Source organism: Mesorhizobium sp. CNPSo 4688 (assembly GCF_057784295.1).
Map to the genome: position 1 here is coordinate 61,857 of NZ_JBWLUY010000005.1, position 25,371 is coordinate 87,227.

The 25,371-nt window shown below is 63.1% G+C and carries 29 protein-coding genes, 1 tRNA gene and 1 pseudogene; 17 read left to right on the plus strand and 14 right to left on the minus strand.

Translation table 11 applies throughout. The features are described 5' to 3' along the window. Positions 1–13: 13 nt before the first annotated feature. The 4 genes from nthA (at position 14) to AC04SH_RS10530 (ending at position 3,065) form a co-directional block, all read left to right on the plus strand. Positions 14–619: a nitrile hydratase subunit alpha gene (gene nthA, locus AC04SH_RS10515; RefSeq protein ID WP_488574960.1), complete on the plus strand. Its 606-nt coding sequence runs from the start codon at positions 14–16 to the stop codon at positions 617–619. Further along, complete coding sequence (nthB, locus tag AC04SH_RS10520; RefSeq protein ID WP_488574961.1) at positions 616–1,275, plus strand: nitrile hydratase subunit beta; 660 nt, start codon at positions 616–618, stop codon at positions 1,273–1,275. Before nthA ends, nthB begins: the two co-directional genes overlap by 4 nt. Beyond that, a complete protein-coding gene (locus AC04SH_RS10525; protein ID WP_488574962.1) occupies positions 1,262–1,612 on the plus strand; it encodes a nitrile hydratase accessory protein in 351 nt (116 codons plus the stop codon). The genes nthB and AC04SH_RS10525 overlap by 14 nt, the downstream gene beginning before the upstream one ends. 325 nt (positions 1,613–1,937) lie before the next feature. Beyond that, a complete protein-coding gene (locus AC04SH_RS10530; RefSeq protein ID WP_112565033.1) occupies positions 1,938–3,065 on the plus strand; it encodes an ATP-dependent DNA helicase in 1,128 nt (375 codons plus the stop codon). 6 nt (positions 3,066–3,071) lie between these two features. On the opposite strand, the gene AC04SH_RS10535 is transcribed toward AC04SH_RS10530, so the two are convergent. Then, positions 3,072–3,491, minus strand: coding sequence for a SpoIIAA family protein (locus AC04SH_RS10535; protein ID WP_488574963.1), 420 nt, complete (start codon positions 3,489–3,491; stop codon positions 3,072–3,074). 174 nt (positions 3,492–3,665) lie between these two features. Here AC04SH_RS10535 and AC04SH_RS10540 point away from each other — a divergent pair, with 174 nt between their 5' ends. Together AC04SH_RS10540 and AC04SH_RS10545 are read left to right on the plus strand one after the other, a co-directional pair. Continuing rightward, on the plus strand, positions 3,666–4,406 hold the full coding sequence (locus AC04SH_RS10540) for a pyridoxine 5'-phosphate synthase (protein WP_112565038.1): 741 nt from the start codon (positions 3,666–3,668) through the stop codon (positions 4,404–4,406). Positions 4,407–4,509: 103 nt separating this feature from the next. Continuing rightward, a complete protein-coding gene (locus AC04SH_RS10545) occupies positions 4,510–6,429 on the plus strand; it encodes a potassium transporter Kup (RefSeq protein WP_488574964.1) in 1,920 nt (639 codons plus the stop codon). Positions 6,430–6,484: 55 nt separating this feature from the next. On the opposite strand, the gene AC04SH_RS10550 is transcribed toward AC04SH_RS10545, so the two are convergent. Next, entirely contained in the window at positions 6,485–7,378 is an 894-nt protein-coding gene (locus AC04SH_RS10550) for an SDR family oxidoreductase (protein ID WP_488574965.1), read from the minus strand. Between the two features lie 136 nt (positions 7,379–7,514). Here AC04SH_RS10550 and AC04SH_RS10555 point away from each other — a divergent pair, with 136 nt between their 5' ends. Then, a complete protein-coding gene (locus tag AC04SH_RS10555; protein ID WP_477231448.1) occupies positions 7,515–7,922 on the plus strand; it encodes a winged helix-turn-helix transcriptional regulator in 408 nt (135 codons plus the stop codon). Positions 7,923–7,997: 75 nt separating this feature from the next. Next, positions 7,998–9,311, plus strand: a complete 1,314-nt coding sequence (locus AC04SH_RS10560) for an FAD-dependent oxidoreductase (protein ID WP_488574966.1) — start codon at positions 7,998–8,000, stop codon at positions 9,309–9,311. Here the strand turns inward: AC04SH_RS10560 and AC04SH_RS10565 are convergent. Continuing rightward, positions 9,205–9,903: pseudogene (locus tag AC04SH_RS10565) on the minus strand (glutathione S-transferase family protein); the annotation flags it as partial. The gene AC04SH_RS10560 and the pseudogene AC04SH_RS10565 sit on opposite strands and share 107 nt — an antisense overlap. Position 9,904: 1 nt before the next feature. After that, the gene (locus AC04SH_RS10570; protein WP_488574967.1) at positions 9,905–10,210 is read right to left on the minus strand and encodes a Rieske (2Fe-2S) protein; all 306 of its coding nucleotides are present in this window, start codon (positions 10,208–10,210) and stop codon (positions 9,905–9,907) included. Between the two features lie 97 nt (positions 10,211–10,307). Here AC04SH_RS10570 and AC04SH_RS10575 point away from each other — a divergent pair, with 97 nt between their 5' ends. Beyond that, a complete protein-coding gene (locus AC04SH_RS10575; RefSeq protein ID WP_488574968.1) occupies positions 10,308–10,766 on the plus strand; it encodes a MarR family winged helix-turn-helix transcriptional regulator in 459 nt (152 codons plus the stop codon). 30 nt (positions 10,767–10,796) lie between these two features. Here AC04SH_RS10575 and AC04SH_RS10580 read toward each other — a convergent pair whose 3' ends face one another. Then, positions 10,797–11,228, minus strand: a complete 432-nt coding sequence (locus tag AC04SH_RS10580) for an anthrone oxygenase family protein (RefSeq protein WP_488575193.1) — start codon at positions 11,226–11,228, stop codon at positions 10,797–10,799. Between the two features lie 155 nt (positions 11,229–11,383). Between AC04SH_RS10580 and AC04SH_RS10585 the strand changes: the two genes are divergently transcribed. Beyond that, a complete protein-coding gene (locus tag AC04SH_RS10585; RefSeq protein ID WP_488575194.1) occupies positions 11,384–12,040 on the plus strand; it encodes a TetR/AcrR family transcriptional regulator in 657 nt (218 codons plus the stop codon). A 19-nt stretch (positions 12,041–12,059) separates the two neighbouring features. Then, positions 12,060–13,079 carry a ketol-acid reductoisomerase gene (gene ilvC, locus AC04SH_RS10590; protein ID WP_488574969.1) on the plus strand — a complete coding sequence of 340 codons (1,020 nt, stop codon included), beginning with the start codon at positions 12,060–12,062 and terminating at the stop codon, positions 13,077–13,079. 85 nt (positions 13,080–13,164) lie between these two features. On the opposite strand, the gene AC04SH_RS10595 is transcribed toward ilvC, so the two are convergent. Then, complete coding sequence (locus AC04SH_RS10595; RefSeq protein WP_488574970.1) at positions 13,165–13,449, minus strand: PilZ domain-containing protein; 285 nt, start codon at positions 13,447–13,449, stop codon at positions 13,165–13,167. Positions 13,450–13,617: 168 nt separating this feature from the next. Continuing rightward, positions 13,618–14,205 carry a BA14K family protein gene (locus AC04SH_RS10600; RefSeq protein ID WP_488574971.1) on the minus strand — a complete coding sequence of 196 codons (588 nt, stop codon included), beginning with the start codon at positions 14,203–14,205 and terminating at the stop codon, positions 13,618–13,620. Between the two features lie 159 nt (positions 14,206–14,364). Here AC04SH_RS10600 and AC04SH_RS10605 point away from each other — a divergent pair, with 159 nt between their 5' ends. Together AC04SH_RS10605 and AC04SH_RS10610 are read left to right on the plus strand one after the other, a co-directional pair. Continuing rightward, positions 14,365–15,477 (plus strand): endonuclease/exonuclease/phosphatase family protein, encoded by a 1,113-nt coding sequence (locus tag AC04SH_RS10605; RefSeq protein WP_477231442.1) that lies wholly within the window; start codon positions 14,365–14,367, stop codon positions 15,475–15,477. A 14-nt stretch (positions 15,478–15,491) separates the two neighbouring features. Further along, positions 15,492–16,217 carry an NUDIX hydrolase gene (locus tag AC04SH_RS10610; protein ID WP_488574972.1) on the plus strand — a complete coding sequence of 242 codons (726 nt, stop codon included), beginning with the start codon at positions 15,492–15,494 and terminating at the stop codon, positions 16,215–16,217. On the opposite strand, the gene AC04SH_RS10615 is transcribed toward AC04SH_RS10610, so the two are convergent. Next, complete coding sequence (locus AC04SH_RS10615) at positions 16,218–17,321, minus strand: 1-aminocyclopropane-1-carboxylate deaminase (protein ID WP_488574973.1); 1,104 nt, start codon at positions 17,319–17,321, stop codon at positions 16,218–16,220. It lies immediately after the preceding gene. 147 nt (positions 17,322–17,468) lie between these two features. Between AC04SH_RS10615 and AC04SH_RS10620 the strand changes: the two genes are divergently transcribed. Next, entirely contained in the window at positions 17,469–17,945 is a 477-nt protein-coding gene (locus tag AC04SH_RS10620; RefSeq protein WP_477231440.1) for an Lrp/AsnC family transcriptional regulator, read from the plus strand. A 17-nt stretch (positions 17,946–17,962) separates the two neighbouring features. On the opposite strand, the gene AC04SH_RS10625 is transcribed toward AC04SH_RS10620, so the two are convergent. From AC04SH_RS10625 to AC04SH_RS10640, 4 genes are all read right to left on the minus strand, one after another. Then, positions 17,963–18,205, minus strand: a complete 243-nt coding sequence (locus AC04SH_RS10625) for a hypothetical protein (RefSeq protein ID WP_488574974.1) — start codon at positions 18,203–18,205, stop codon at positions 17,963–17,965. Positions 18,206–18,303: 98 nt separating this feature from the next. Next, complete coding sequence (locus tag AC04SH_RS10630; RefSeq protein WP_488574975.1) at positions 18,304–19,521, minus strand: ABC transporter permease; 1,218 nt, start codon at positions 19,519–19,521, stop codon at positions 18,304–18,306. A 2-nt stretch (positions 19,522–19,523) separates the two neighbouring features. Then, positions 19,524–20,225 (minus strand): ABC transporter ATP-binding protein, encoded by a 702-nt coding sequence (locus AC04SH_RS10635; protein WP_477231437.1) that lies wholly within the window; start codon positions 20,223–20,225, stop codon positions 19,524–19,526. A 4-nt stretch (positions 20,226–20,229) separates the two neighbouring features. After that, positions 20,230–21,519: an efflux RND transporter periplasmic adaptor subunit gene (locus AC04SH_RS10640; RefSeq protein ID WP_488574976.1), complete on the minus strand. Its 1,290-nt coding sequence runs from the start codon at positions 21,517–21,519 to the stop codon at positions 20,230–20,232. 112 nt (positions 21,520–21,631) lie between these two features. Between AC04SH_RS10640 and AC04SH_RS10645 the strand changes: the two genes are divergently transcribed. From AC04SH_RS10645 to AC04SH_RS10655, 3 genes are all read left to right on the plus strand, one after another. Further along, complete coding sequence (locus AC04SH_RS10645; protein ID WP_488574977.1) at positions 21,632–22,540, plus strand: PhzF family phenazine biosynthesis protein; 909 nt, start codon at positions 21,632–21,634, stop codon at positions 22,538–22,540. Positions 22,541–22,646: 106 nt separating this feature from the next. Further along, positions 22,647–22,722 (plus strand) — tRNA-Lys (locus tag AC04SH_RS10650). A 263-nt stretch (positions 22,723–22,985) separates the two neighbouring features. Next, positions 22,986–23,678 (plus strand): outer membrane protein, encoded by a 693-nt coding sequence (locus AC04SH_RS10655; protein ID WP_488574978.1) that lies wholly within the window; start codon positions 22,986–22,988, stop codon positions 23,676–23,678. A 142-nt stretch (positions 23,679–23,820) separates the two neighbouring features. Here the strand turns inward: AC04SH_RS10655 and AC04SH_RS10660 are convergent, their stop codons facing one another. Further along, positions 23,821–24,093 carry a hypothetical protein gene (locus tag AC04SH_RS10660; RefSeq protein WP_488574979.1) on the minus strand — a complete coding sequence of 91 codons (273 nt, stop codon included), beginning with the start codon at positions 24,091–24,093 and terminating at the stop codon, positions 23,821–23,823. 251 nt (positions 24,094–24,344) lie between these two features. Then, entirely contained in the window at positions 24,345–25,355 is a 1,011-nt protein-coding gene (gene cobT, locus AC04SH_RS10665; protein ID WP_488574980.1) for a nicotinate-nucleotide--dimethylbenzimidazole phosphoribosyltransferase, read from the minus strand. Between the last annotated feature and the right edge of the window lie 16 nt (positions 25,356–25,371).

The following is a 25,371-nucleotide window of genomic DNA, read 5'->3' on the forward strand; positions in this document are numbered from 1 at the left end:
CTAATCTGCGGTCATGTCCCACGATCATGACCACGACAACGAGCTCGACCCCTTTGCAGCGCGGGTGCGCGCGCTGGAAACCATCCTCACTGAAAAAGGCCTGATCGATCCGGCGGCGATCGACGTCATCGTCGACACCTATGAGACCAAGATCGGGCCGCGTAATGGCGCCAGGGTTGTGGCGAAAGCCTGGAGCGATCCGGCCTATGCCGACTGGCTGAAGCGCGATGCGACGGCGGCGATCGAATCGCTGAGCTATACCGGCAGGCAAGGCGAGCACATGCAGGCCGTGTTCAATACGGACGAGACGCACAACCTCGTCGTCTGCACGCTGTGCTCCTGCTATCCGTGGTCGGTGCTTGGCCTGCCGCCGGTCTGGTACAAGGCGCCGCCTTACCGCTCGCGCGCTGTGATCGATCCGCGCGGCGTGCTGGAGGAGTTCGGACTGACCTTGCCGGCGGAGAAAAAGATCCGCGTCTGGGATTCGACCGCCGAGCTGCGCTATCTCGTTGTGCCGATGCGGCCTGAAAATACCGAAGGTTGGAGCGAGGAGCAACTCGCAGAACTGGTCAGCCGCGACGCGATGATCGGCACGGCGGTGGCGAAGGTACCGGCATGAACGGGCCGCAGGATCTCGGCGGGCAGATGGGGTTCGGCGCGGTCGCACCGGAGAAGGACGAGCCGTACTTTCATGCCGAATGGGAGAGGCGGGCGCTCGGCGTGACGCTGACTGCCGGCGCCATGGGCGCCTGGAACATCGACGAGAGCCGGCACGCCAGGGAATCGCTGCATCCGGCGGTCTACTATGCATCGAGCTACTATCAGATCTGGATCAAGGCGCTGGAGGTGCTGTTGAAGCGCCACGGCTTCGTCACCGAGCGCGATCTGGCCGAGGGCCGGGCAATCGATCCGGCGGCGACGCCCAAAAGGGTGCTGAAAGCGGAAAACGTGCCGGCGGTGCTGGCCAAGGGCGGACCTTGCGACCGGCCGGTTGCGAAGGCGGCGCGGTTCAAGGCCGGGCAGGCCGTGCGGACGAAGAACTTCAACCCGACCGGCCACACAAGGCTGCCGCGCTATGCGCGCGACAAGCAGGGTGTGATCGAGGCTGTGCACGATGGCTTCGTTTTCCCGGACAGCAACGCGCATGGAAAGGGCGAAAACCCGCAATGGGTCTATACCGTCGTCTTCGATGGCACGGAGATCTGGGGCGAGGGCGCCGACCCGACGCTGAGCGTCTCGATCGATGCCTGGGAGAGTTATCTTGAGCCGGCATGAAGGCGCATTGCCTGGAGGTTTCGACGAGCCGGTGTTTTCAGAGCCGTGGCAGGCCGAAGCTTTCGCCATGACGGTGGCGCTGCATGACAAAGGCCTGTTTTCGTGGAGCGAATGGGCGGACGCCTTGTCCACTGAGGTAAAGAAGCCGGGTGCGGCGAGCGACGGCCACGATTACTACGAGCATTGGCTGGCAGCACTGGAAAAGCTGCTGGCGGCCAAGGGCGTCGCGGGAAAAAGCGATGTCGACACGCTCGCCGCCGCCTGGGAACGCGCCGCGCACGCCACACCGCACGGGAAGCCGATTTTGTTGGAGAACGATCCGGGACAACTCGGTTAGGCTCGTCTTTCGACAAGGGATGAAGTCCTTGCGGCGTTTGCGCTGCCCCTCACCTGCCTGCCGGCATCCTCTCCCCGTATAGTGACGGGGAGAGGGGTGCTGTCATCGCCGGTTTCGCCAATCACCAAGGTTGCGAGAAGGAGGGCGCCGAGGCTGGCAGGGCAATGAGGGGCAGCGCTGACGGTATGTCCTTTATCTGAGGCGATTGCCCGGCTCGTCTATGTTTGTTCCCTTTACGTTCCAATTCAGCCCTGTTAGCCTTAGCGCCTAAAGGCATTGATGGTGACGGCTTGTCTTTCCCTTGCGAATCCGGTCTCTCCAGCTGATGGAATTCTCCCCCCAACAGGACGAGGCGCTCAAGGCGGTGGCGCGCTGGCTCAAGGAGGGCCGGCCGCAGATCTTCCGGCTGTTCGGCTATGCCGGCACCGGCAAGACGACGCTGGCGCGGTATTTTGCCGAACATGTCGACGGGCAGGTGCAGTTCGCCGCCTTCACCGGCAAGGCGGCGCAGGTGCTGCGCTCGAAAGGGGCGGTCAATGCCCGTACCATCCATTCGCTGATCTACCGACCCAAGGGCGAGGAATCGGTTGCCGACGAGGTGACCGGCAAGACCTCGATGTCGCCGACCTTTTCGCTCAACCGGCAAAGCCCGATCTCGCGCGCCAAGCTGGTCGTCATCGACGAATGCTCGATGGTCGACGAGCAGCTTGGCCGCGACCTCCTGAGTTTCGGCACGCCGATCCTGGTGCTCGGCGATCCGGCGCAGCTGCCGCCGATCTCGGGCGGCGGCTTCTTCACCGAACACGAGCCCGATGTGCTGCTCACCGAAATCCATCGCCAGGCGCGCGACAATCCGATCATCCAGCTGGCGCTCGACGTGCGCGAGGGCCGCGAGTTCATGCGTGGCGACTACGGGACCGCGCAGGTGATCGGTAAGGAAGACGTCACCCAGGAGCTGGTGCTGAAGGCAGATCAGGTGCTGGTCGGCACCAACCGCACGCGCCGCCGCTACAATCAGCGCCTGCGCGAGCTGAAGGGGTTCAATGCCGATTATCCGCAAGCCGGCGACAAGCTGGTCTGCCTGCGCAACGACCCGGCCAAAGGCCTGCTCAACGGCTCGCTGTGGAAGGTGATGACCTCGTCGCGCGAGACGGTGAAGCCCGGCATCAACCTGCTGGTCTCGCCCGAAGAGGACGATCCCGACCGCGGCGTCGCCAAGATCAAGCTGCTGAAGTCGGCGTTTGAGGATCCGGACGCCGATATCCCCTGGCAGCAGAAGAAGCGCTTTGACGATTTCGACTATGGCTATGCGCTGACCGTGCACAAGGCGCAGGGTTCGCAGTGGAACGACGTCGTGCTGTTCGACGAGAGCTGGGCGTTCAAGGAAACCCGCCAGCGCTGGCTTTACACCGCCATCACCCGCGCCGCCGAGCGGCTGACCATCGTTAGATAGCTGGCGTCAGGTAGCAGCTGGCGTAGCAGGGCTGAGTGGCGTCGCGCCCAGCCAGGCCCAAGCGTCTGCTTCATCGTCGGCCTTGAAATGCCTGAACTCGATGGGTGACGAAGCCGAAAGGAAGCTTTGCGCATCCGCTATCCAGTTCGGCTCGCCGATCGTCGCGCAGCGGGCGACATGCTGCAGGGCGTGCACCGTGCCCTGTTTCAGCGTCTCGTCGGCGACATCCGCCCAGTCGACGCCCTCGTGATCGACCAGCCGCATCAACACGTCGATTCGCGGGTGAAGCGCGTAGGCGGCCTCCAGCAATCCAAAAAGATTTTCACCGTCTGCCGCAGAGATATGGCCGACAACGTCGATGGCGAAAAGATCCTCACGGTCGGTTTCGATACGGCGGATCGCCGGCACGGATTGGAGAAAATTCATTGGCTGGGCCTCCCTCTGCGAGCAGATGTCATCACTGGAACACCCGAAACCCCCTGTCTGTTCCCGTCAAAGGCAGTATAGATGCGCTGCCAATCATTTTTGTTTCCATGCATCTCGTTGTCCCAAAACCGCTGCGCACTTTTGGGCGACATGCACTAAGCCGGACCTCACGCCATGCCCGCAAAACTTTCCGTCAATCTCAACGCCATCGCCATGCTGCGCAACCGCCGCGACCTGCCATGGCCGAGCGTCACCGGGCTCGGCCGTCTGGCGCTGGCCGCCGGCGCGCACGGGCTGACCGTGCATCCGCGGCCCGACGAGCGCCACACCAGGCATTCCGACCTGCCGGAGATCCGGGCGCTGATAGATGACGAGTTCCCCAAGGCGGAATTCAACATCGAGGGCTACCCTACGGAAGATTTTCTGGCGCTTGTGGAAAAGCACCAGCCCGAACAGGTGACCCTGGTGCCCGACGATCCGGCGCAGGCAACGTCCGACCACGGCTGGAATTTTGCCGCCGAGGCGGCGTTCCTCAACCCGATCGTCAAGCGCCTGAAGAAGGGGGGCTTTCGGGTGTCGCTGTTTTCCGATCCGGATCCCGCCGGCGTCAATGCCGCCCGCGACACCGGCGCCGACCGCATCGAGCTCTATACCGGGCCTTACGGCAGCTACCATTCCGATTCCGCCAAGGCGCAGAAGGAATTGGAAAGATTGGGAAAAACCGCGGATGCCGCACTCGCGGCCGGGCTCCAGGTTAATGCCGGGCACGATCTCGTGGTGAACAATCTGCCGGCATTGGCAAAGCGCATCCCGGCATTGGCCGAAGTGTCTATCGGACATGGGTTGACAGCCGATGCGTTGGAGTATGGCATGGCCGGTACGGTGGGGCGGTTCCTTAGGGCATGCGGATGGTAAAGGGCAGATGGCTGGCATTACCGCATATCAGCCATTACGTGAGGGCTCTTGATATTGCATCGCAGCAAGCGTAGAGCACCGCGCGCTTATCGGAGTGTCGTCCATGGCCCTTACCAATACTGGTAGTGAGGCAGAACCCGTCGAACAATCGAGCCATCCCGAAATCGAACAGCATAGCACCAAGGTGCTGATGCTGGGCGCGCTCGGCGTGGTCTATGGCGACATCGGGACCAGCCCGATCTACGCGTTCCGCGAGGCGCTTGTGGCGTCGTCCGGCGGCGAAGTTGCGGACCGCGGCGATATTCTGGGCGTGCTGTCGCTGATTATCTGGTCGCTGACGATCATCGTCACCATCAAATACATCATGTTCGTGCTGAGGGCCGACAACCGCGGCGAGGGTGGCGTGCTGTCGCTGATGGCGCTGGCACGCGGCAGTTTCCCGACGCGTTCGGCGCTGATCCTGGCCATCGGCATTGTCGGCGCGTCGCTGTTCTTTGGCGATGCGGTCATTACGCCGGCGATCTCGGTGCTGTCGGCGGTCGAAGGCATGAATGTCGTCACGCCGGCCTTCCAGCCCTATGTCGTGCCGTTGACGCTGGTTATCCTGGCGATCCTGTTTTCGGTGCAGCGATTCGGTACCGGCGGCGTGGCGCTGATCTTCGGCCCGATTACCGCGGTCTGGTTCCTGGCCATCGGCCTTTCCGGCCTGAACCACATCATCGCCGATCCGGAAATCCTGTGGGCGGTCAGCCCGCACTATATCGTCGCCTTCCTGATCAATTCGCCCGATGTCGCCTTCGTCACCATCGGCGCCATCTTCCTCGCCGTCACCGGCGCCGAAGCGCTCTATGCCGATCTCGGCCATTTCGGCCGCAAGCCGATCGTGCTCGCCTGGCTGGCCGTCGTCTTCCCCTGCCTGCTGCTCAACTATGCCGGGCAGGGCGCTTTCGTGCTGGCCAAGAACGGCGTGGTCGGCCATCCGTTCTTCGAGATGAACGAAGGCTGGACACTGATCCCCATGGTCGTATTGGCGACGGCGGCGACGGTTATCGCCAGCCAGGCGGTCATATCAGGCGCTTTCTCGCTGACCCGACAGGCGGTGCAGCTCAACATGCTGCCGCGGCTGGAAATCCTGCACACGTCGGAACGGCAGTCCGGCCAGATCTATATGCCCCGCGTCAACCTGTTGCTGGCGCTGGTGGTGATGCTCCTGGTGGTCGGCTTCGGCGAATCGAGCAAGCTGGCGTCGGCCTACGGTATCTCGGTCACCGGCAACATGCTGGTGACGACGGTGCTGCTGTTCGTCGTCATGACGCGCATCTGGAAATGGCGGCTGTGGGTAGCGGTCGCAATGACGGCGGTGTTCGCTTTCATCGACGTCGGCTTCTTTGCTTCCAACATCGTCAAGGTGTTCGAGGGTGGCTGGGCGTCGCTGGCGGTGGCCTTCACCATCGTGCTTGCGATGTGGACCTGGGTGCGCGGCAGCCGCTATCTGTTCGACAAGACCCGCCGCAACGAAATCCCGCTCGACTTCCTCGCCGGCAATCTGTTGAAGAAGAAACCGCAGCTGGTGTCCGGCACCGCCGTGTTCCTCACCAGCGATCCGCAAAGCGCGCCGACCGCGCTGATGCACAGCCTGAAGCACTACAAGGTGCTGCACGAGCAGAACGTCATTCTCTCGGTGGTGACGGCGCCGCAGCCGCTGGTGCCCGACAGCGAGCGCGTCAAGATGGAGACGGTCAACGATCTGTTCATGCGGGTGACGCTGACCTTCGGCTATATGGAACAGCCCAACATTCCGCGCGCGCTGGCGATCTGCCGCAAGCAGGGCTGGAAGTTCGACATCATGACGACCTCGTTTTTCCTGTCGCGGCGCTCGCTCAAGGCCTCGCCCAATTCCGGCATGCCGGTGTGGCAGGACAAGCTGTTCATCGGGCTCGCCCGCACGGCGGCCGACGCGACGGAATATTTCCAGATCCCCACGGGGCGCGTGGTCGAGATCGGCACGCAGGTCGCGATCTGACAGAAAGGCCGTGCCCGAAGGCACGGCCTTTGACGTTTTGCGCTATGGCGCAGTTCTACCCAGCCAGTGCAGTCTTGTTCGCTTCGAGAAACTGCTTCAACGTTTGCGGCTTGCGGCCTGACAGCGTCTCGATCGCGTCGGTCACCATGGCGATGCGGCCGGAGCGCGTGTTGACGTCGAAGGACACGACGACGTCAGCGAAATCCTCGGGAACGCCGGCTGCCTTTACACCTTCGGTCAGCGCCTCATCCGGAACCTGAATGACTTCCAGCGGCTTGCCGGTAACCTCGCTTACCAGCGCGGCAATCTCGGCCGTGGTGTAGGCATGCGGACCGGTCAAGGTGTAGGTCATGCTGTCGGTCGAGCCGGAAGCAAGGCCGGCGGCGATCGCTGCTGCCATGTCGTCGCGTGCGCCGTGGGCGATGCGGCCTTCGCCGGCGGACGTATACCAGCGTCCCGAGGCGATCGCGTGCGGCAGCGACAGGAACAGGTTCTCCTGGTACCAGCCGTTGCGGAAGATCGTATAGGGAATCCCGCTCCCCTTGATGGCCTGCTCGGTGCTGTAGTGGTCATCGGCAAACAGGACCGGCGATACCGGCTCCGGATTGGGCATCGAGGTGTAGAGCAAATGCGAAACGCCGGCGTTTCTGGCCGCGGCGACGGCATTTTCGTGCTGCTTCAGGCGCCTGCCGCTTTTGAGGTCGAGATCGCCCGTCGAAATGATCAGCACCTTGTCGGCGCCCTTGAATGCGGTTTCCAGCGAGGCCGCGTCGTTGAAGTCGGCGGCCCTGACGGCAACGCCGCTCGCCGCCAGATCAGCCAGGCTTTCGGGATTACGCGTGGTGGCGATGATCCGCGCCGGTGGAATTTTATGCGTGTCCAGGAGATAGCGGATGACGCCGCGGCCAAGCTGGCCGGAGGCGCCGGTGACGAGAAGGGTTTCGGTCATCGGAGATCCTGATTTTGCGCCGATGTGGCGGGTGCCTTTGGTGGTCTCAAAAAGAGACCAGCACTAAAATAGGAATTGACCCGGTGCCGTAAAGAAGGCAGTTTTTCGGGAGGTAGGCACGCGCAGGGAACCAGCCATGGACGGCAAGGTCATCAATCTGAAATCGAAGATGGAGATCTACAAAGCGATCAGCGACGGCGGCAATATTGCCAATTGTCCGGTTCGTGATGTCATCCAGGGCGTCAGCGGCAAATGGAGATCGCTGCTGATGATGGCATTGGCTGAACAACCCTATCGCTTCGGCGAGTTGCGGCGCCTTGTGCCCGACATTTCGCAGCGCATGCTGACCCAGACGCTGCATGATTTGCAGCGCGATGGCTACGTGCATCGTGAGGTGTTCCCGACCAAGCCACCGGGCGTCGAGTACAGCCTGACCGATCTCGGACGCTCGATGTTCGGCGCCTATCATCAATTGATCTTGTGGGCCGAGCTCAACCACGATGCGGTGCGCGAGGCACGTGCTGCCTTCGACGCCGGTGGTTGATATTTTGGTCCGTGCCGCAATGGCTTGATTTGGCAGGGTCGCTGAAGGATTGTCCGGCCATTGGTTGGGCGGGCAATGGAAAAATCTCTCGACATCGCGATTGCCGGCGCCGGCCCGGCGGGGCTGGCCACGGCGCTCTATCTCAAGCGCGCCGGGCATAACGTCACTATCTTCGAACGTTTCGAGGAGCCGAAGCCGGTCGGCTCCGGCCTGATCCTGCAACCGACCGGCTTGAGCGTGCTCGCCGATCTTGGCCTGCTCGACGACATCTTGGCGCTGGGCAGCCGCATCGAGCGTTTGCATGGCGCCGATGCCAGCACTGGCCGCACCGTGCTCGCCGTGCGCTACGATGCGCAGCCCGGCGGTCGCTTCGGGCTGGCGGTGCACCGGGCGGCGCTGTTCAACGTGTTGTTCCACGCCGCGCAACGCCAGGGCATCGCCATCGAAACCGGCGTCGAGATCGAGACGCTGGACGTCGGCGAGCGGGCGAACCTGGTCTTCAATAAGGGCCGAAGGGCAGGGCCGTTCGACCTCGTCGTCGACGCCAGCGGCTCGCGCTCGAAATTGCGCCAGAGCCTCAACGATCCGGCCGAGCCGCGGTCGCTTGCCTATGGCGCGTTCTGGGCATCGCTCGGCTGGCGCGAAGGGTTCGATGAAAATGCGCTGCTGCAGCGCTACGACAAGGCCAGCGTGATGATCGGCGTGCTGCCGATCGGCAGGCCGCAGCCGGGCGCGGAAAAGATGGCGGCGTTCTTCTGGAGCCTCAAGCCGACAGATGTCGAAAGCGTGCGTGCCGCGGGCCTCGACGCCTGGAAGGAGAGGCTGATCTCGCTATGGCCGGCGTGCGAGGCATTCACCAGCCAGATCGACAGTTTCGACCAGCTGTCGCTGGCCCGCTACGGCCATCACACGATGAAGCTGCCGGCGGGACGGCGTCTGGCAGTGATCGGCGACGCCGCCCATTCGACCAGCCCGCAGCTCGGGCAAGGGGCGAACATGGCGCTGCTCGATGCGGCAGCACTCGGCCATGCGGTGGCACAGACGGGCAGCGTCGAGACGGCGCTGGAGACCTACGCCCGGGCGCGGCGCTGGCATGTGCGGGTCTTCCAATTGCTGTCGCTGGCGCTGACGCCCTTCTACCAGTCGGACGGCACGATGCTGCCCTTCTTCCGCGACAGGCTGGTGGCGACCATCGCAAAAATCCCGCCAGTGCCAAGCGTGCTTGCCTCGATGGTGGCCGGCACGCTGATCGATCCGTTCAGGCGGATCGGGCTAAAGGAGGCGCGCTGGCGAGATCATCTGGAGCAATCAGGGTCGAGAGAAACGAATTTCTCGCCCGCAGGAATTGACGCAGCCGTTGCGGATAGTCTGGCGTCACGGCGGCCTTGACCGAGGCGCGTTCGCTCAACGCCTTGCGCCAGGCCTGGACCAGCGGCTTGCCATCGAGGAGGCCGAAATTGCCGATCCGGTCGAAGGCGTCGAGATAGCGGAAGACAGGGCCATAGACGGCATCGACGAGGCTAAAGCGCTCGCCGTTGAACCACGGTCCGGCCTGGTCGGCCAATTCGTTCTCCAGACGATCGAACATAGCCGACAATGCCGAGGATTCCGTCAGGAAGGCGGCCTCGGTGGACGCCGAGTAGAAGCGGCCGATGGCGTTCAGTGTCGCCGAACCGAACTCGATCCAGGCACGGTGCCGGGCGCGGGCGTGAGCGTCGGCGGGGTGCAGCGGATTGGCTTGCGTCTCCTCCAGGAATTCGAGGATGACGGCGGATTCGAAGATCACCGTTTCCTTGCCATTTGCCCGCACGATGAGCAGCGGCACCTTGCCCAAAGGCGAGATCGCCTTGAACCAGTCCGGCTTGTCGGCGAGGTCGATGGTGACGCGCTCGAACGGCACGCGCTTCTCGGTCAGCGAAATCGCGGCGCGCTGGACATAGGGGCACAGATGGTGGCTGACGAGAATGAGCTTGTCGGTCATGTCACTCCCCCCAGACATAGTTCAATGCGCCGTCCTCGACGCGCGTCGACAGGAACATCAGGCGGGATGCTTTGGGCGCCAGACCTTCGAGCCGGTCTCCTGATGCCATGTCGAAGGCGGCGCCGTGCCATTGGCAGACGAATTTGCCGTCCTTGCAGTCGAGCGGCCCGCCGAAATGCAGGCAGACATTGGCAGCGGCGCGGATGCGCTCGCCACTGCGCCAGACATGGACTTCGCGGCCGAAGAACGGTGCGATCAGGCTGCCCGTCTTCGGGACGTCGGCGACTTTGCAGATTTCGTGTTTCATGGAATTCCTCGGGTGATTGATGCAATTGCATGAATATAGATGCGGATGCATCAATCGTCAAGCTTGATGCAATTGCATCTATCGTCTAGGATGAGCCATGATCAAAACAGCCACGCCTTCGCCCGAAGCCATCAAGGCCTGGGCGCGCCTGATGCGCGTTTCGCGCCAATTGATCGAACAGGCCGAACAGGCTTTGAAGGACAATGGCTTGCCGCCGCTCGACTGGTACGACGTGCTGCACGAGCTTGCCGAGGCGGGCGAGGGCGGGCTGCGGCCGTTCCAGCTGACCGAGCGCACTCTGTTTGCGCAGTACAACATCTCGCGGCTGCTGGCGCGGCTTGAGGCTGATGGACTGGTCGAGAGGCTGAAGGTCGCCGATGATGGCCGCGGCCAGACCATCCGTATTTCGGCCAAGGGCCGTGAGACGCGGCGGCGGATGTGGGTGGTCTATGGACGCTCGATCGCCGAACTGGTCGGCCACAAGCTCTCGGCGGATCAGTTGAGCACGGTGTCGGCATTGCTGGGGCGGCTGCGTCATCCGCCGGTTGCGGATTGATTCTTGCCGTCCGACAAGATCCGGCCGATGTCAGGCCAGATGGCTGCCCCAAAGAAAGGCCAGCGTCGCCAGCACGCCCAGTCCCGCGCGCACCAGGTGCAGGGTGCCCCACTTGACGATCAGGGCTCTGGCTTGCGGATTGTCGGCGCTTGCGTCCATCGCCTCCAGCACCTTGTTGGTCGGCAACATCACCATCAGCGTCCACGGCCAGGGCAGGATGATCAGAATTGCGCCGAGCAGAAAGGCGAAGCCACCGGTCTGCCACCAGGCGATCAGGCCAAGAAGGCAGGCGACAATGGCAATCGAGGCCTGCATGGCAGCGCCGCGCTTGTAAGAAGGCTGCCATTCCCTGAGCAGCGCCTTGTCATCGAGGCCAAGCCGCGCCGGCTGCTCTGCGACGCTGACATAGATGGCGGCGCCGGAGAACACGGCGGCGACCGTCAAGGCGAGCAATCCGACCAGCATCTTCTTCCCCCAGCAAACGGTCCAGCGGCGAACCGTTGAGACAGAAATAGGGCTTGCAAGGCTGAGTGCAATACGGCATAGAACGGCGAACCGTAACGTACGGTACGGCTTGCCGCTCTTGCTGGCTCGCCTGCCGCCGAGGAACGACCGTGTTGCAGGCAAGCGCCGACATCGACACCAGCGCGACGCTGACGGACCGGCAGAAGGCCGTTCTGGACGCGGCCTTGCGCCTGCTGGTCGAGGAGGGTGACAATCTGACCATGACCGCAGTTGCGCGCCGCGCCAGCTGCTCCAAGGAAACGCTCTACAAATGGTTCGGCGACCGCGACGGGCTGCTGACGGCGACGGTTCAGTGGCAGGCCTCGAAAGTGCGCGTGGTGCCGGTTGACGGTGAAAAACTCGATCTTGCCTCGCTGACGGCAAGCCTTGAAGGCTTCGCCGCGGACTGGCTGAAGGTGATTTCGAGCGACACGTCGATTGCCTTGAATCGTGTGGCCGTCGGCCACGCCGGGTCCGGCAAGGACGATCTCGGCGCCATTGTGCTTGAGAATGGCCGCTTTGCGCTGGCCAGACGGCTGAAGCCTGTGCTTCTGGCCGGCAAGCAGGCCGGGCTGCTCGACTTTACGGATGCCGAAACGGCATTCCGCAGCTTTTTCGGGCTGGTCGCCCGCGACGTGCAGATCCGCCTCTTGCTCGGCGACCGGCTGGAATTGACTGAAGCGGCGATCGGCGGCGATGCCGTGCGGGCAACGCAACAGTTTCTCGCTCTTTTCGGAGCAAAAACCGGCCGTGGGGCCACTGATCTATAAAACGGGAAGGAAGACCAAAATGCGTGTCTATTACGATCGCGACGCCGATCTCAACCTGATCAAGGGCAAGAAAGTCGCCATCATCGGCTATGGCAGCCAGGGCCGGGCGCATGCGCTCAACCTCAAGGATTCCGGCGCCAAGGACATCGCCATCGGCCTCAAGGCCGGCTCGGCGACCGCCAAGAAGGTTGAGGCCGACGGGCTCAAGGTGATGAGCGTGGCGGACGCCGCCAAATGGGCCGACCTGATGATGATGGCGACGCCCGACGAATTGCAGGCCGACATCTACAAGAACGAGATCGCCCCGAACATCCGCGACGGTGCCGCAATCGCCTTCGCGCACGGCCTCAACGTGCATTTCGGCCTGATCGAGCCCAAGTCGACCGTCGACGTCGTCATGATCGCGCCGAAGGGCCCCGGCCACACGGTGCGCGGCGAATACCAGAAGGGCGGCGGCGTGCCGTGTCTGGTCGCCGTCAACCAAGACGCTTCGGGCAATGCGCTCGATCTCGCTCTGTCCTACGCCTGCGGCGTCGGCGGCGGCCGTTCGGGCATCATCGAGACCAATTTCCGCGAGGAATGCGAGACCGATCTGTTCGGCGAGCAGGTGGTTCTGTGCGGCGGCCTGGTCGAGCTGATCCGCGCCGGTTTCGAGACGCTGGTCGAGGCCGGCTACGCGCCGGAAATGGCCTATTTCGAGTGCCTGCACGAGGTCAAGCTGATCGTCGACCTGATCTATGAAGGCGGCATCGCCAACATGAACTATTCGATCTCGAACACCGCCGAATGGGGCGAGTATGTCTCGGGCCCGCGCATCATCACCGCCGAGACCAAGGCCGAGATGAAGCGCGTGCTGAAGGACATCCAGACCGGCAAGTTTACCTCGGAATGGATGCAGGAATACCGCGCCGGCATGTCGCGCTTCAAGGGCATCCGCCGCATGAACGACAGCCACCAGATCGAGGAAGTCGGCGCCAAGCTGCGCGCCATGATGCCGTGGATCTCGAAGAACAAGCTGGTCGACAAGGCCAAGAATTAATCTGCGGCTTCAAGATTGCGAGAAGGGCCGGCGGAACGATCCGCCGGCTTTTTTATGCCGGTTTATTGATCAGCGTTGAGGACGCTCAGCCGTAGTGCCAGTGCGGCTTCGGCTCGGTGCCGGTGAACTCGACTCCGATGCGGTCGTCGCGGCGCCAGCGCACGATAGACTTGTAGCCGATGCCGTCGATCGGCACATAGAGCAGGAATTCGTCCGGCACGCGCGCGTCTATCGGTATCTTCAATTCGGCGCCGCCGGCGTGCATGTTGCGCACCGTGCATTTGACCTCGGAATTGGTGAGGCCGAGCAGAATCGTCGCGCCTTTCAGCACGCGCTGCCGGTGTTTGTTTCTCAGTTCGTTGTCGGCCATGACGGCACGTCCTTCGCGATCGGATCGACGCGATCGTCAGATGGGGCACCGTATCATGGATAGTCCGAGCCGATAAACATATGGTTAGCGGCGATCGTATCCAGCCGTCTCTCCCAAATGGAAACGGCGCCGCGATGGGCGGCGCCGTCATGCATTGTCGCTTATGGTTCAGCTGTAGGGCGACCAGCATTGCTGGCGCGGGCCATTGTAGGGCTGGAACGTGTTGTCCCAGGATCGATAAGACCGGTAGCGGTCGTAGCACCACTGGACATGGGCGCTGGAAAGACGCTGCGTGCGGTAATAGCGGCGGGGCGCGTAGTAGCCGTTATTGTAGTAACCGTTGTTATAATAGCCGTTGTTGTAGATGCTGCCGAGGCCGAGCCCCAGGCCGAGGCCGAGAACTGCGGCCGCGCCGGTATCAAAATCGCTGCCGTGATGATGGCGATGATGGCGCCAGCGCCAGTTGTCGCCGCCATTCCAGTTTCCGTTGCCGTTCCAGTTGTCGTTGTTCCAGTTGCCTGACCGGGCAAAGCGACGGCCGTCATGGCGGCGCCACTGCCAATCGTTAAAGGCGCGGCGGTCATTGCCGCCCGCCCAGTCGTCGCGAACCGGCGTGATCGTCGGGGCTGCCGTGCTTGACGGAATTAACAGGTTTGGCTGCAGGATCGGGCCGGCGGCGGACGGCGCCGTGAGACCCGAGACGAGACCGAGCGCTATCAGCCCGGATTTGACGGTGGACGAAAAGAGCGAGTTCATTGCACTCTCCAAGAGATACAGGCCCCACGCCCAGAATACCCCAGGGAAGAAGCCTGATGATGGGACTTTTCATCTGAACGGCGGATGAACGGAAAGGTTCCCTGCGAGCAAGGGCGAGGCCCTTGTTTTCGAGACCGCTTGCGGGCAAAGGTCACGGCCATGTCGCTGCGCCTCGCCACCTTCAACGTCGAAAACCTGATGAACAGGTTCGATTTCTCCGGCTACCGCAATCAGCTCAACGAAGACCGCACACTGGCGCTTTTCGACATCCAAAGCGAGGCCGAATACAAGATGCTGGAGCAGGCGCGTGCGATTGCGCAGTCCGACGACACGCGCCAGCTGACGGCGCTCGCCATCGCCGCCACGCGCGCGGACATCATCTGCATGCAGGAGGTCGACAATATCGAGGCGCTGAAGGCCTTCGAATATGGCTATCTCTTCAAGATGGTGGGTGAGGGCTACCGGCAGAAATACACCACCGCCGGCAATGATTCGCGCGGCATCGACGTTGCCGTGATGATGCGTAACGAGACCGCGCAAGGACAGCCCATCGAATTCGTGCGCATGACCAGCCATGCCTATGCCACCTTCGAGCAGTTCGGCCTGTTCACGCCGGAACTGGCCGAACTCGGACATCAGGCCAATGAGCGCATCTTCCGGCGTGATTGTCTTGAGGTCGACGTCAAGGTCGGCGGCGTGCCATTGACGCTCTATCTCGTGCATTTCAAATCGATGGGCTCGCCACGCAACGGGCTCGACGGGCGCGAAGCGACGATGCCGCTGCGCGTCGCCGAGGCGCAGGCCGTGCGCCGCATCATCGAGGACCGCTTCAGCAAGGACCATGCCGCCGACAAGCGCTGGGCGATCTGCGGCGACATGAATGACTACCGGCAGCGGGTGAAGATCGAGGGCGACGCTGTCGACGGCTACCGCTTCCAGGTAATCGACGAGAGCCAGTCCTGCCTCAGTGTGCTGACCGCTGGCGGCTTTTGCGAGAATGTCGTCGAGCGCCGGCCGGAGATGGACCGCTGGAGTTTCTACCACACGCGCGGGCCGCAGGAGCGGCATCTGTGCCAGCTCGACTACATTCTGCTGTCCAAGGGGCTGGCGGCGAAGAATGCGACGGCCGTTCCCGACATCATCCGCAACGGCCAGCCCTGGCGCACCATCTTTCCGGCGGGACAGGCGGTGGAGCGCTTTCCGCGCGCCGGCTGGGACCGGCCGAAGGCATCGGACCATTGTCCTGTGGCGATCACTTTGGACATGGCCTGAGTGGGGGCCTGAGCGTGAGTTTCGACCTGCCGCGCAATGTCATCCTGCCGGTCGATGAGGTCGACGTGCGGCTCGACCCCGGCCAGCATCCGTTCGAGCGCGACAACGCGCAGGCCATCACTGATAACTGGCGGCTCGAGACCGAAGCCAAACCGGCGCTGTTCGATGGCACCGTGGTGCTTTTGTCAGCACTCGCCTGGCGCGACAACCGTCTCGCCGGGCGCTGCCACGCGGTGAAGTACTCGACCTTCATGCTGTGGCGCAAGAACCGGCAAGGGACCGGCGCCGAGCACGCCTACGGCCACGCCATGCTGGTTGCCGGCGACAATGCGCTGGTGGCGATCCGCATGGGCTCGCACACGGTCATGGCCGGTCGCGTCTATTTCGCCGCCGGCTCGTTCGAGCCGATCGATTTTCGCGACGGCCGCGTCGACGTCGATTTCAACATGATCCGCGAGGTGCGCGAGGAAACCGGGCTTGACCTGACAGGTGCCGCGCGCGGCAGGCGCTACCACGCGCTGTCGACTTCGACCGGTACGGTTCTCTTCCGCCGCTACCACGTCGAGGAGCCAGCGGATGAGATTGCGCGGCGCATCAGCGCCTTCGTCGCCACCGAGGCGGAGCCGGAAATTGAGGGACCGGTCATCATCCGCCATGCCGCCGACCTGCCGGAGGGGCTGGCGCCGCATATGAAGCCGCTGGTCGAGTGGCATTTTGCCCGCAGCGGCGAGGATCCCTGATCAGGGAAAGAGTGGCGGCAGCGTCTCCGGCGCAGTGCCTTCCCGAGGGTCGGAACTCGCTGCCGGTTGCGGCCGGGTCGGGGCGCCATCGTCCTTGTAGTAGTAGCTGTAGCCGTTGATCGCCGGCGCGCCGCCGAGATGCGCGTAGAGAATTTTCGACCCTTCGGGAAAGAAGCCTTTGCGGGTCAGATCGATCAGGCCCTGCATCGACTTTCCCTCATAGACCGGATCGGTGATCATCGCCTCGGTGCGGGCCGCCAGCCGGATCGCGTCGTTGGTCTCATCGGAGGGAACACCGTAGGCGGGGTACGCATAGTCGGGGTTGATGATGATTTCGTCGTCGCGGACCGTGCGGCCGAGCCCGACAAGGGATGCGGTGTCGTCGACGATGCGGCGGACCTGCGCGCGGGTCTGGTCGAGCGTTCCGGAGGCGTCGATGCCGATCACCCGGTCGGCGCGGTCTTGCGCGGCGAAACCGACGATCATGCCGGCCTGCGTCGACCCGGTCACCACGCACACGATGATGTAGTCGAAGGTGAAGCCGAGCTCGGCTTCTTGGCTCGCCACCTCTTCGGCGAAGCCGACATAGCCGAGCCCGCCGAATTTGTGCACGGAGGCGCCGGCCGGAATCGGATAGGGCTTGCCGCCGGCGTCCTTCACCGACTGGATGGCGTCCTCCCAGCTCTTGCGGATCCCGATGTCGAAACCGTCATCGACAAGCCGGCTGTCGGCGCCCATCAGTCGCGTCAGCAGAATGTTGCCGACCCGGTCGTAGACGGCGTCGTAGTGCGGCACCCATTTTTCCTGGATCACCACGCACTTCATGCCGATCTTGGCGGCCGTCGCGGCGACCATGCGGGTATGGTTCGACTGGACGCCACCGATCGATACCAGCGTGTCGGCGCCCGAGGCTATGGCATCCGGAACGATGTATTCGAGCTTGCGCAATTTGTTGCCGCCCATGGCGAGCCCGGAATTGCAATCGTCGCGCTTGGCGTAGACCTGTACTTTCCCGCCCAGCGCCGCGCTCAGCCGCGGCAGATGCTCGATCGGCGTCGCGCCGAAGGTCAGGGGATAGCGTTCGAATTTTGCCAGAAGTGACACCGATTAGTCTCCGCCAGCGGTCGGTTTCGATAGGCAGAGGATAGGCGATCTCATGCGAAATGTGCTCTCAAACTTGCGCCGAGGATTTTTGCATGATTCACAAACGGGCGATATGATTGCTTATATCGTCCACAGAGGCCTATCAAAATGGAAGAATCTTCCACGCAAGCTCTTGACCGCATCGACGTGAAAATCCTGCGCGCACTCCAGGCCGAGGGACGGCTGACGAATGCGGAACTGGCGACCCGCGTCAATGTCAGCGCCGCCACCTGTCATCGGCGCACGCAGCGCCTGTTCGAAGAGGGATACATCACCGGGGTGAGGGCGGAGATCGCGCCGGTCGCGGTCGGCCTCGGCGCGCTGGTCATGGTCGGCGTCGTGCTCGACCGCTCGACACCGGAAAGCTTCGCCGCCTTCGAAGAGGCCGTGCTCGAGCTCAAGGAGGTGCTGGATTGCAATCTCGTCGCCGGCGACTTCGACTATCTCCTGAAGATCAGGGTCCGCGACATGGCGGATTTCAACAAGCTGCATGGGCAGAAGCTGATTGCGTTGCCGGGCGTTCGGCAAACAAGGACCTTCTTCGTCATGAAGGAGGTCAAGGAGAATGCGCGACTGCCGTTCTGACAGGCTGCAAGCGTAGGTCAGTGTCGCGCCTTTTGCTGCGCCGCCTTGCGGTCGTTGCGAGCGGCGACGACAAATAGGATGAGGCCAAGCCCAAGCAACCCACCCATCGCCGTGCCCATCGTCTGGCCGACGACGCCCTGGAAATCGGCTGTGACGCGATCAGGATTGGCCATGCCGTAGCTGGCGAGATACCACCAGATGCCGCCAAGGGCGCCTTCGATGATCACCATTGCCAGGATCAATCGCGCTTTCTTGCTCATTGCCACTTTCTCGACCAGTGATGCTTTGCCCTAGCATCGCTGACCTGACGATGACAGCGTTGCCGGCGTCGACAAAGCACCCAAGTTGTGGATAGCAATTATTCGTGCCGCAGTGCGTCGATCGGGTCGAGCCTGGCGCCACGCAGCGCCGGGAAGAAGCCGAACACCATGCCGATCAGGGCGGAAAAGCCTACCGCAAGCAGGATGACGGCCGGGCTCGGCGCAAACGGTATGGTCAGCGCCGCCGAGGCGAGGCCCGCCAGCGCCAGGCCGATCAGGATGCCGATGATGCCACCGAGCAGCGATAGCACCGTCGCCTCGACCAGGAACTGAATCAGTATGTGCTTTTCATGCGCGCCGATGGCAAGCCGGATGCCGATCTCGCGCGTGCGTTCGGTGACCGACACCAGCATGATGTTCATGATGCCGATGCCGCCGACCAGAAGGCTGACGCCGGCGACGGCGCCGAGCATGCCGGTCATGGTGGTGGTGGCGCTGGCCATGGCGTCTGCTATCTGGGTCATGTCGCGGATCGAGAAATCGTCTTCGCGGTCGGGCGTGATGCGGCGGGTGTCGCGCAAAATGTCCTCGACGCGCGGCTGCAATTCGGTGGTCGGCGTGCGGTCGTCGGCGGCGACATAAATGTTGTCGATGTCGCGGTTGCCGGCGATTCGGCGCTGGTAGGCGGCAAGCGGCATCAGGACGACATTGTCCTGGTCCTGGCCAAAGCCGGTATAGCCCTTGGGTTCGAGCAGGCCGATGATCTTGCACGAGGTGCGGTTGACGCGGATGATCTCGCCTTCAGGCTCGCCGGCGCCGAAGAATTGCTGGCGCACGGTCTCGCCGATGAGGCAGACGCCGGTGCCGGAACGGGTTTCGGAATCGCTGAACGGACGGCCGGAAACCAGCTTCCAGTCGCGGGCGTCGAGATAGGCGCTGTCGGTGCCGGTGACGCCCGACGTCAGGCTCTCGGTGCCGAAGATGACACGCACCTGTTTTTGCGAGGCCGGCGAAATGGCGCGTGCCCCGGTCAGATGCGCGACGAGGGCGGCAACATCCTTGTCGGCCAGCGGCCGCATCGCCTGGTCGAGCCCTCCCGGTCCGCCAGTGCCTGCCGGGCGGCCAGAGCGGACGACGAGCAGGTTCGAGCCGAGCTTGGCAATGTCGGACTTGACCTTGGCCGTGGTGCCGGAGCCGATGGTCAGCATGGCGATGACGGCGGCAACGCCGATGACGATGCCGAGCAGCGTCAGGAACGAGCGCAGCACATTGCGGCGGACGGAGCGCAGCGACAGGCGGACGGTTTCCCAGATCATGGTCAGGCCACTTCCAGTTTCGAGGAATCGGAAGCGACGTGGCCGTCGAGGAAGCGGATGGTGCGCTCGGCATATTCGGCGACGTCGGCCTCGTGGGTGACCATGGCGATGGTCAGGCCGAGCTCGCGGTTCAGCCGCGTCAACAGCTCCATGATCTCGTGCGTGCGGGCGGTGTCGAGATTGCCGGTCGGCTCGTCGGCGACGAGCAGCGTCGGCCTGGTGACGATGGCGCGGGCGATCGCCACACGCTGCTGCTGGCCGCCGGAGAGCTCGGCCGGCGTATGGTGCTCGCGCCCGACAAGCCCGACCTCGGCCAGCGCCTGCATGGCGAGTTCGCGGCGCTCGCGGGCCGGCGCGCCGCGATAGATCAGCGGCAGCTCGACGTTTTCTGCCGCCGTGGTGCGCGGCAACAGATTGTAGCCCTGGAAGACGAAGCCGATGTAGAGATTGCGCAGCAAAGCACGGCGGTTGCGGTCGAGCCGGCCGGCATCGATGCCCATGAAGGAGTAGGTGCCGGCGGTCGGCGTGTCGAGGCAGCCGATGATGTTCATCGCCGTCGACTTGCCCGAGCCCGACGGACCCATGATGGCGACGAATTCGCCGCGCTGGATGGCAAGGTCGACGCCGGCCAGCGCATGCACCTTGGCTTCGCCCTGGCCATAGCTCTTCCAGACCGTGTCGAAGCCGATGAGGGTCGCGGCCACGGCGTCAGCTCCGCAGCTGCGAGGCGGTGATGACTTGCGCGCCTTCGTCGAGGCCGGATGTGATCTCTGTGAGCTCACCGTCGGTGGAGCCGATCTTGACGTTGACGGGATGCGGGCGGCCGTTCTCCAGCACATAGAGCGTGCGTGAGCCGTCGGTGGGTGCCGCCACCTGCTGGCGGCGATTGCCGCCCGGACGGCCCATGCGGCCCGTAAACAGGTCGCTGAGGCTCCAAGCGCGCGCGGCCTGCTGGGCCGGGCGGTAGCGGAAGGCTGTGGACGGCACGGTGAGCACGCCCTTGGCCTGTTTGGTGACGACCGAAACGGTGGCGGTCATGCCGGGCCGCAGCAGCAGTTCGTTGTTGTTGACTTCCAACCGCGCATTGTAGGTGACGACGCCGTCGGTGGTCACCGAGGCGTAGGAGATGTCGCGGATTTCGGCATCGAACGGCCGCTCCGAAAAGGCGTCGACGGTGAAACGCGCATGCTGTCCGGGCCTGACCGCGCCAATATCGGCCTCGTCGACCGCCGCCACCAGCTCCATGTTGCGCAAATCGGCGGCGATGATGAACAGCACCGGCGCCTGCAGCGAGGAGGCGACCGTCTGGCCGGGATCGACCGAACGCGTCAGCACGATACCGTCGATCGGCGCGTAGATCGTGCTCTTGGCAAGGTCGGTCTGCTGCGCCTTGAGGTCGGCCTGGGCGATGGCGAGATTGGCCTCGGCACTATCGAGCGCTGCCTTGGAGCGGTCGCGCGTGGCGGTTGCGGCCTCAAGCGACTGGTCGGTTGCCATGCCGCGCTTGGTAAGCTCGGCAGCGCGCACCAGCGCCTTCTCGTTCTCGGCCAGCGTGACCGTGGCGTCCTCGACATTGGCGGCGGCGGCCTTGGCCGAAGCCTCGGCGCGTTCGATCTGGACCTCGAGTTTCACCGTGTCGAGCGTCGCCAGCACGTCGCCCTTCTTGACCTGCTGGTTCTCCTCGGCCGAGACGGAGCGTATGATGCCGGACAGTTCGCTTGAAATGTCGACCTGGGTGAGGGGCTGCAGCGTGCCGGTTGCCGACACTGCGACGGTGAGATCGGCAATCGTGGCCGGCGTGGTGGTGTAGTCGATCTTGGCGGGAGAGCCGGCATACCATTGGTAGCCGACGAGACCACCGGCAATGGCGATCAGCGCCAGCAGCGCGTAAAGCCAGCCGCGGCGGCGCTTCTTGCGCACGCCGTTGCGATCAAGTCCGAGCGCCGCCTCGATGGCGGAATCCGATTCCGTCTTTGGCAGATTGACAAGCTGGTCCACGCCGGACCCCTATGAAGCGTAATGTCCCTATAGGTGCACAGATCAGGCTTACTGGTTCGAATATCAAATTAAATTTCGGCCATGTTCGGATTGAGGCGGAAGGTTTTCCAAGATGCAGACCCGCAATTACTTGCTTTATGATGTGTTCACGACCGAACGGCTGGCCGGCAATCCGCTGGCTGTCGTGCTGGACAGCAAGGGGCTGGATACGGCAGCCATGCAGGCCATCGCGCGCGAGTTCAACCTGTCCGAATCGGTTTTCGTGCTGCCGCCGGACAATCCCAAGCACCGCAACCGCATTCGTATTTTCACGCCCGACTATGAAATGCCGTTTGCCGGCCACCCGACCGTCGGCGCGGCGATTGCGCTGGCCGAACTGGCAGGCGAGGGCGACGCCGGCATCTTCGTGCTGGAGGAGAACATCGGCCCGGTGCGCTGCGCCGTCAGCCGGCACGATGGCGCCACCTTTGCCGAGTTCGATCTGGCGAAGCTGCCGGAACCGTTGAAGCTCGAAGCCGATCCGCAAGCGATTGGTGCGGCCCTTGGCCTCGCGCCGCATGAGATCGGCTTCGAGAATCACCTGGTTTCGTTCTGGTCCGCCGGCGTGCCTTACGTCACCATTCCAGTCGCCAATCTGGAGGCGGCAGCCCGCATCAAGCTCGACAACCAGGCCTGGTCGGAACTGGCGCCGCGCAAGAGCGAATGGGCTTTCGCCAGCCCGTACGTCTACTGCCGCCAGACGGTGAACCATGACAGCGCCTTCCATGTCCGCATGATCGTGCCGGGCACGCCATCATACGAGGATCCAGCGACCGGGTCGGCCGCGGCGGCCTTTGCCGGCGCAATCATGCATTTCGACGCCCCCACCGACGGCATTTCGCAGCTGTGGATCGAGCAGGGGCTGGAGATGGGCCGACCGTCGCGCATCCGCCTCGAACTCACTGTCGAAGGCGGAAAACTGGCGTCGGCGCGCATTGGCGGCCACGCCATCAAGGTGGCGGAAGGCAGACTGTTCGTCTGACCGCCTGCGGCAGTTCAGCTATTTGTCGGGAAATGATTCCGGCAGGGCTGGACAGGACCGGTATCGGCGGCTATATGCCCGCCGACGCCGGTTTTACCGGTCGAGTGGGTGCGTAGCTCAGTTGGTAGAGCAGCTGACTCTTAATCAGCGGGTCCACAGTTCAATCCTGTGCGCACCCACCAAATTTTCAAGAAAATTGGTGGCAGACCTTGGAATCAGAGACGCGTTAACGCGTCTTCGGCATGCGTCGATGGTGGCACGAGCCTAGATTGGCGCGACTCCTACAAGCTAATCGGAACCGGTTCGCGACCGTGTCAGCGCTGCCGTTGGGCATGGGGGCGCAAGCGGGATCCAGCAGAGCAATTTTCTCAATTTGTGGCAGAAGGGTTACATGGTTTGTTGGAAAACCAAGCTAAACTTGACTTATCAATTTGGGGGACGCCCGATGCGCACGCTCAAGTTTGCCCTTCTTGCTTCGTTTGCGATTGCCACCCCCGCATTGGCGGCGGATCTTTCTCCCCAGCCGACCGAGCCTGTGGCTTATAACTGGACCGGCATCTATCTCGGTGCGCAGGCCGGGTACGTTTGGGGAAGTTCAACTTATGACGGCGCCGGGTCTCCGGCCGGCCCCCCCTTTATCAGCGCCTCCGTCGATCCCAAAGGCGGCTTTGGCGGTGCATATGTTGGCTATAACTACCAGTTCAATGGCAACTATGTCATAGGCGTCGAAGCGGATGCCAATTTCACCAACGCCAAAGGGGACGGTGGCTTTCCTGGGGCTCCTCCCGGTTTCTTCGCAAGCGGTGATTTAAAATGGTTCGGGTCGGCGCGCCTGCGTGTCGGCTACGCCTTCGATCGTTTCTTGCCATTTGTAACTGGCGGTCTTGCTATCGGTGATTACTCAGGCACTTTCAATTTTCCAGGTGGATCAATCGAAAACGGCGATACCATGGTTGGTTGGACGGCAGGCGCTGGACTTGAATACGCCATGACCGACAAACTGATCGCGCGGGTCGAATACCGTTATTCCGACTATGGCCGCAAATCGCAACCTGCGCCGTACAGCTTCCCTGGACAGCAAGCCAGACTTGATCTGACCACCAACGATGTTCGCGTTGGACTTAGCTACAAATTCTGATTTCGGGCTGCACCAGACCCTCCAATTAGACTTTAAAGGCTCGGCGGCCGGTAAGCCGGTGCGCTATTTGGCCCGAAAGGCAAGCTTACGAAGGAGGGAAGGCCGCGCTGGATAAAGAAAGGCCCGGAAGCCTAAGCCGCCATCAATTAAAGCCAGTCTGAAACCACGGACTGGTGTCATACCCTAAGCGCGGACTATAATGATCCAGGAAGTTTTCGGCCCTATTTGACGGCCGCGCAACAACGGTGCCTGTCGATTTGCAATTCGGTTTCGCGGTCGGCTTGCTGCCAGCCTTCTTATGAGCTGTAGAACACGAGGTTGTAGCCTGAGCGGTGGCCACCTTTTTCTTCTCTTTCGCAACAGCTGCTCCGGTGGCGGCCAATACTATTGCTACGCCAAAGACAACGAGTTTCATTGAAACGCCCTCACCCTGCACAATCGTAATGATTGCGCCTAGTCAACGTCACGTCAATCACATTTTGTCGGCAACGACGGCGACTAGAGCCAGTAAAAAGAGCCCACCACAGAAGCAGCGGGCCAATGTTCTCCAGGTAGGGAATCTTTCAGCGGCCTTGCCGTTCGAGCCACCAGCCCGGAATGCCAGTGACCGGCCCGACGATCGTCAGTGAAGGTTCGGGCCGGCGCTCTCCCGTCAAATCGCCCTAGCTACTTCTCCGACACACCGGCCTCGGCAAAGCTAGCCATCCTTACATGACACTCCAGCGCCGAGCGCACGATGTTGACGGCGAGGCAGGCGCCGGAGCCTTCGCCGAGCCGCATGCCGAGGTCGAGCAGCGGCGGCAGGCCGAGCGCTTCGAGCAGGCGGCGGTGACCGGATTCGGCCGAGACGTGGGCGGCGATGGTGTGGGCGAGGCCACTTGGGTGCAGCCGCGCCAAAGGTGCCGCTGCGGCCGTGCAGACGAAACCGTCGAGCAGCACCGGGACATTGTTGCGGCGCGCGGAAAGCGTGGCGCCGAAGATGGCGGCGAGTTCGCGCCCGCCCAAGGCAGCGGCGATCTTCAGCGGATCGGACAGCGCATCGGCGTGGCGCTTGAGGCCGGCTTCGATGGCCGTGACCTTGCGCTTCAGGCCGGCATCGTCGACGCCGGTGCCACGCCCGGTCCATTTTTCCGCGCCGCCGCCGAACAAGGCGGTCGAAATGGCGGCCGCCGGCGTGGTGTTGCCGATGCCCATCTCGCCGAAGCAGACGAGATCGAGGTCTTTCGTCACCGCGTCGTAGCCGGCGGAGACGGCGGCAAGAAAGGCCTTTTCGTCCATCGCCGGGGTTTGTGTGAAGTCACCGGTCGGGTGGTCGAGATCGAGCGGGATGACGTCGAGTTCGGCGCCGGCGATGCGGGCAAGCTGGTTGATGGCTGCACCGCCGCCGGCGAAATTCGCTACCATCTGCACGGTCACTTCCGAGGGGAAAGCCGACACGCCCTGCGCGGTCACACCGTGATTGCCGGCGAAGACGAAAACCTTCACACGGTCGAGCTTAGGCATGTCGCGGCCTTGCCAGCGCGCCAGCCAGGCGGTGATGGTCTCCAGCCGGCCAAGGCTGCCTTGCGGCTTGGTCAGCGTGTCTTGGCGGCGGGCGACGGCATTGGCCGCGGTGTCGCTGCCGGCAGGCAGGTCAAGGCAGGCGGCGCGCAGTTCATCACGTGATTTGAAGGGCATGGGGAAGCAATCTCCG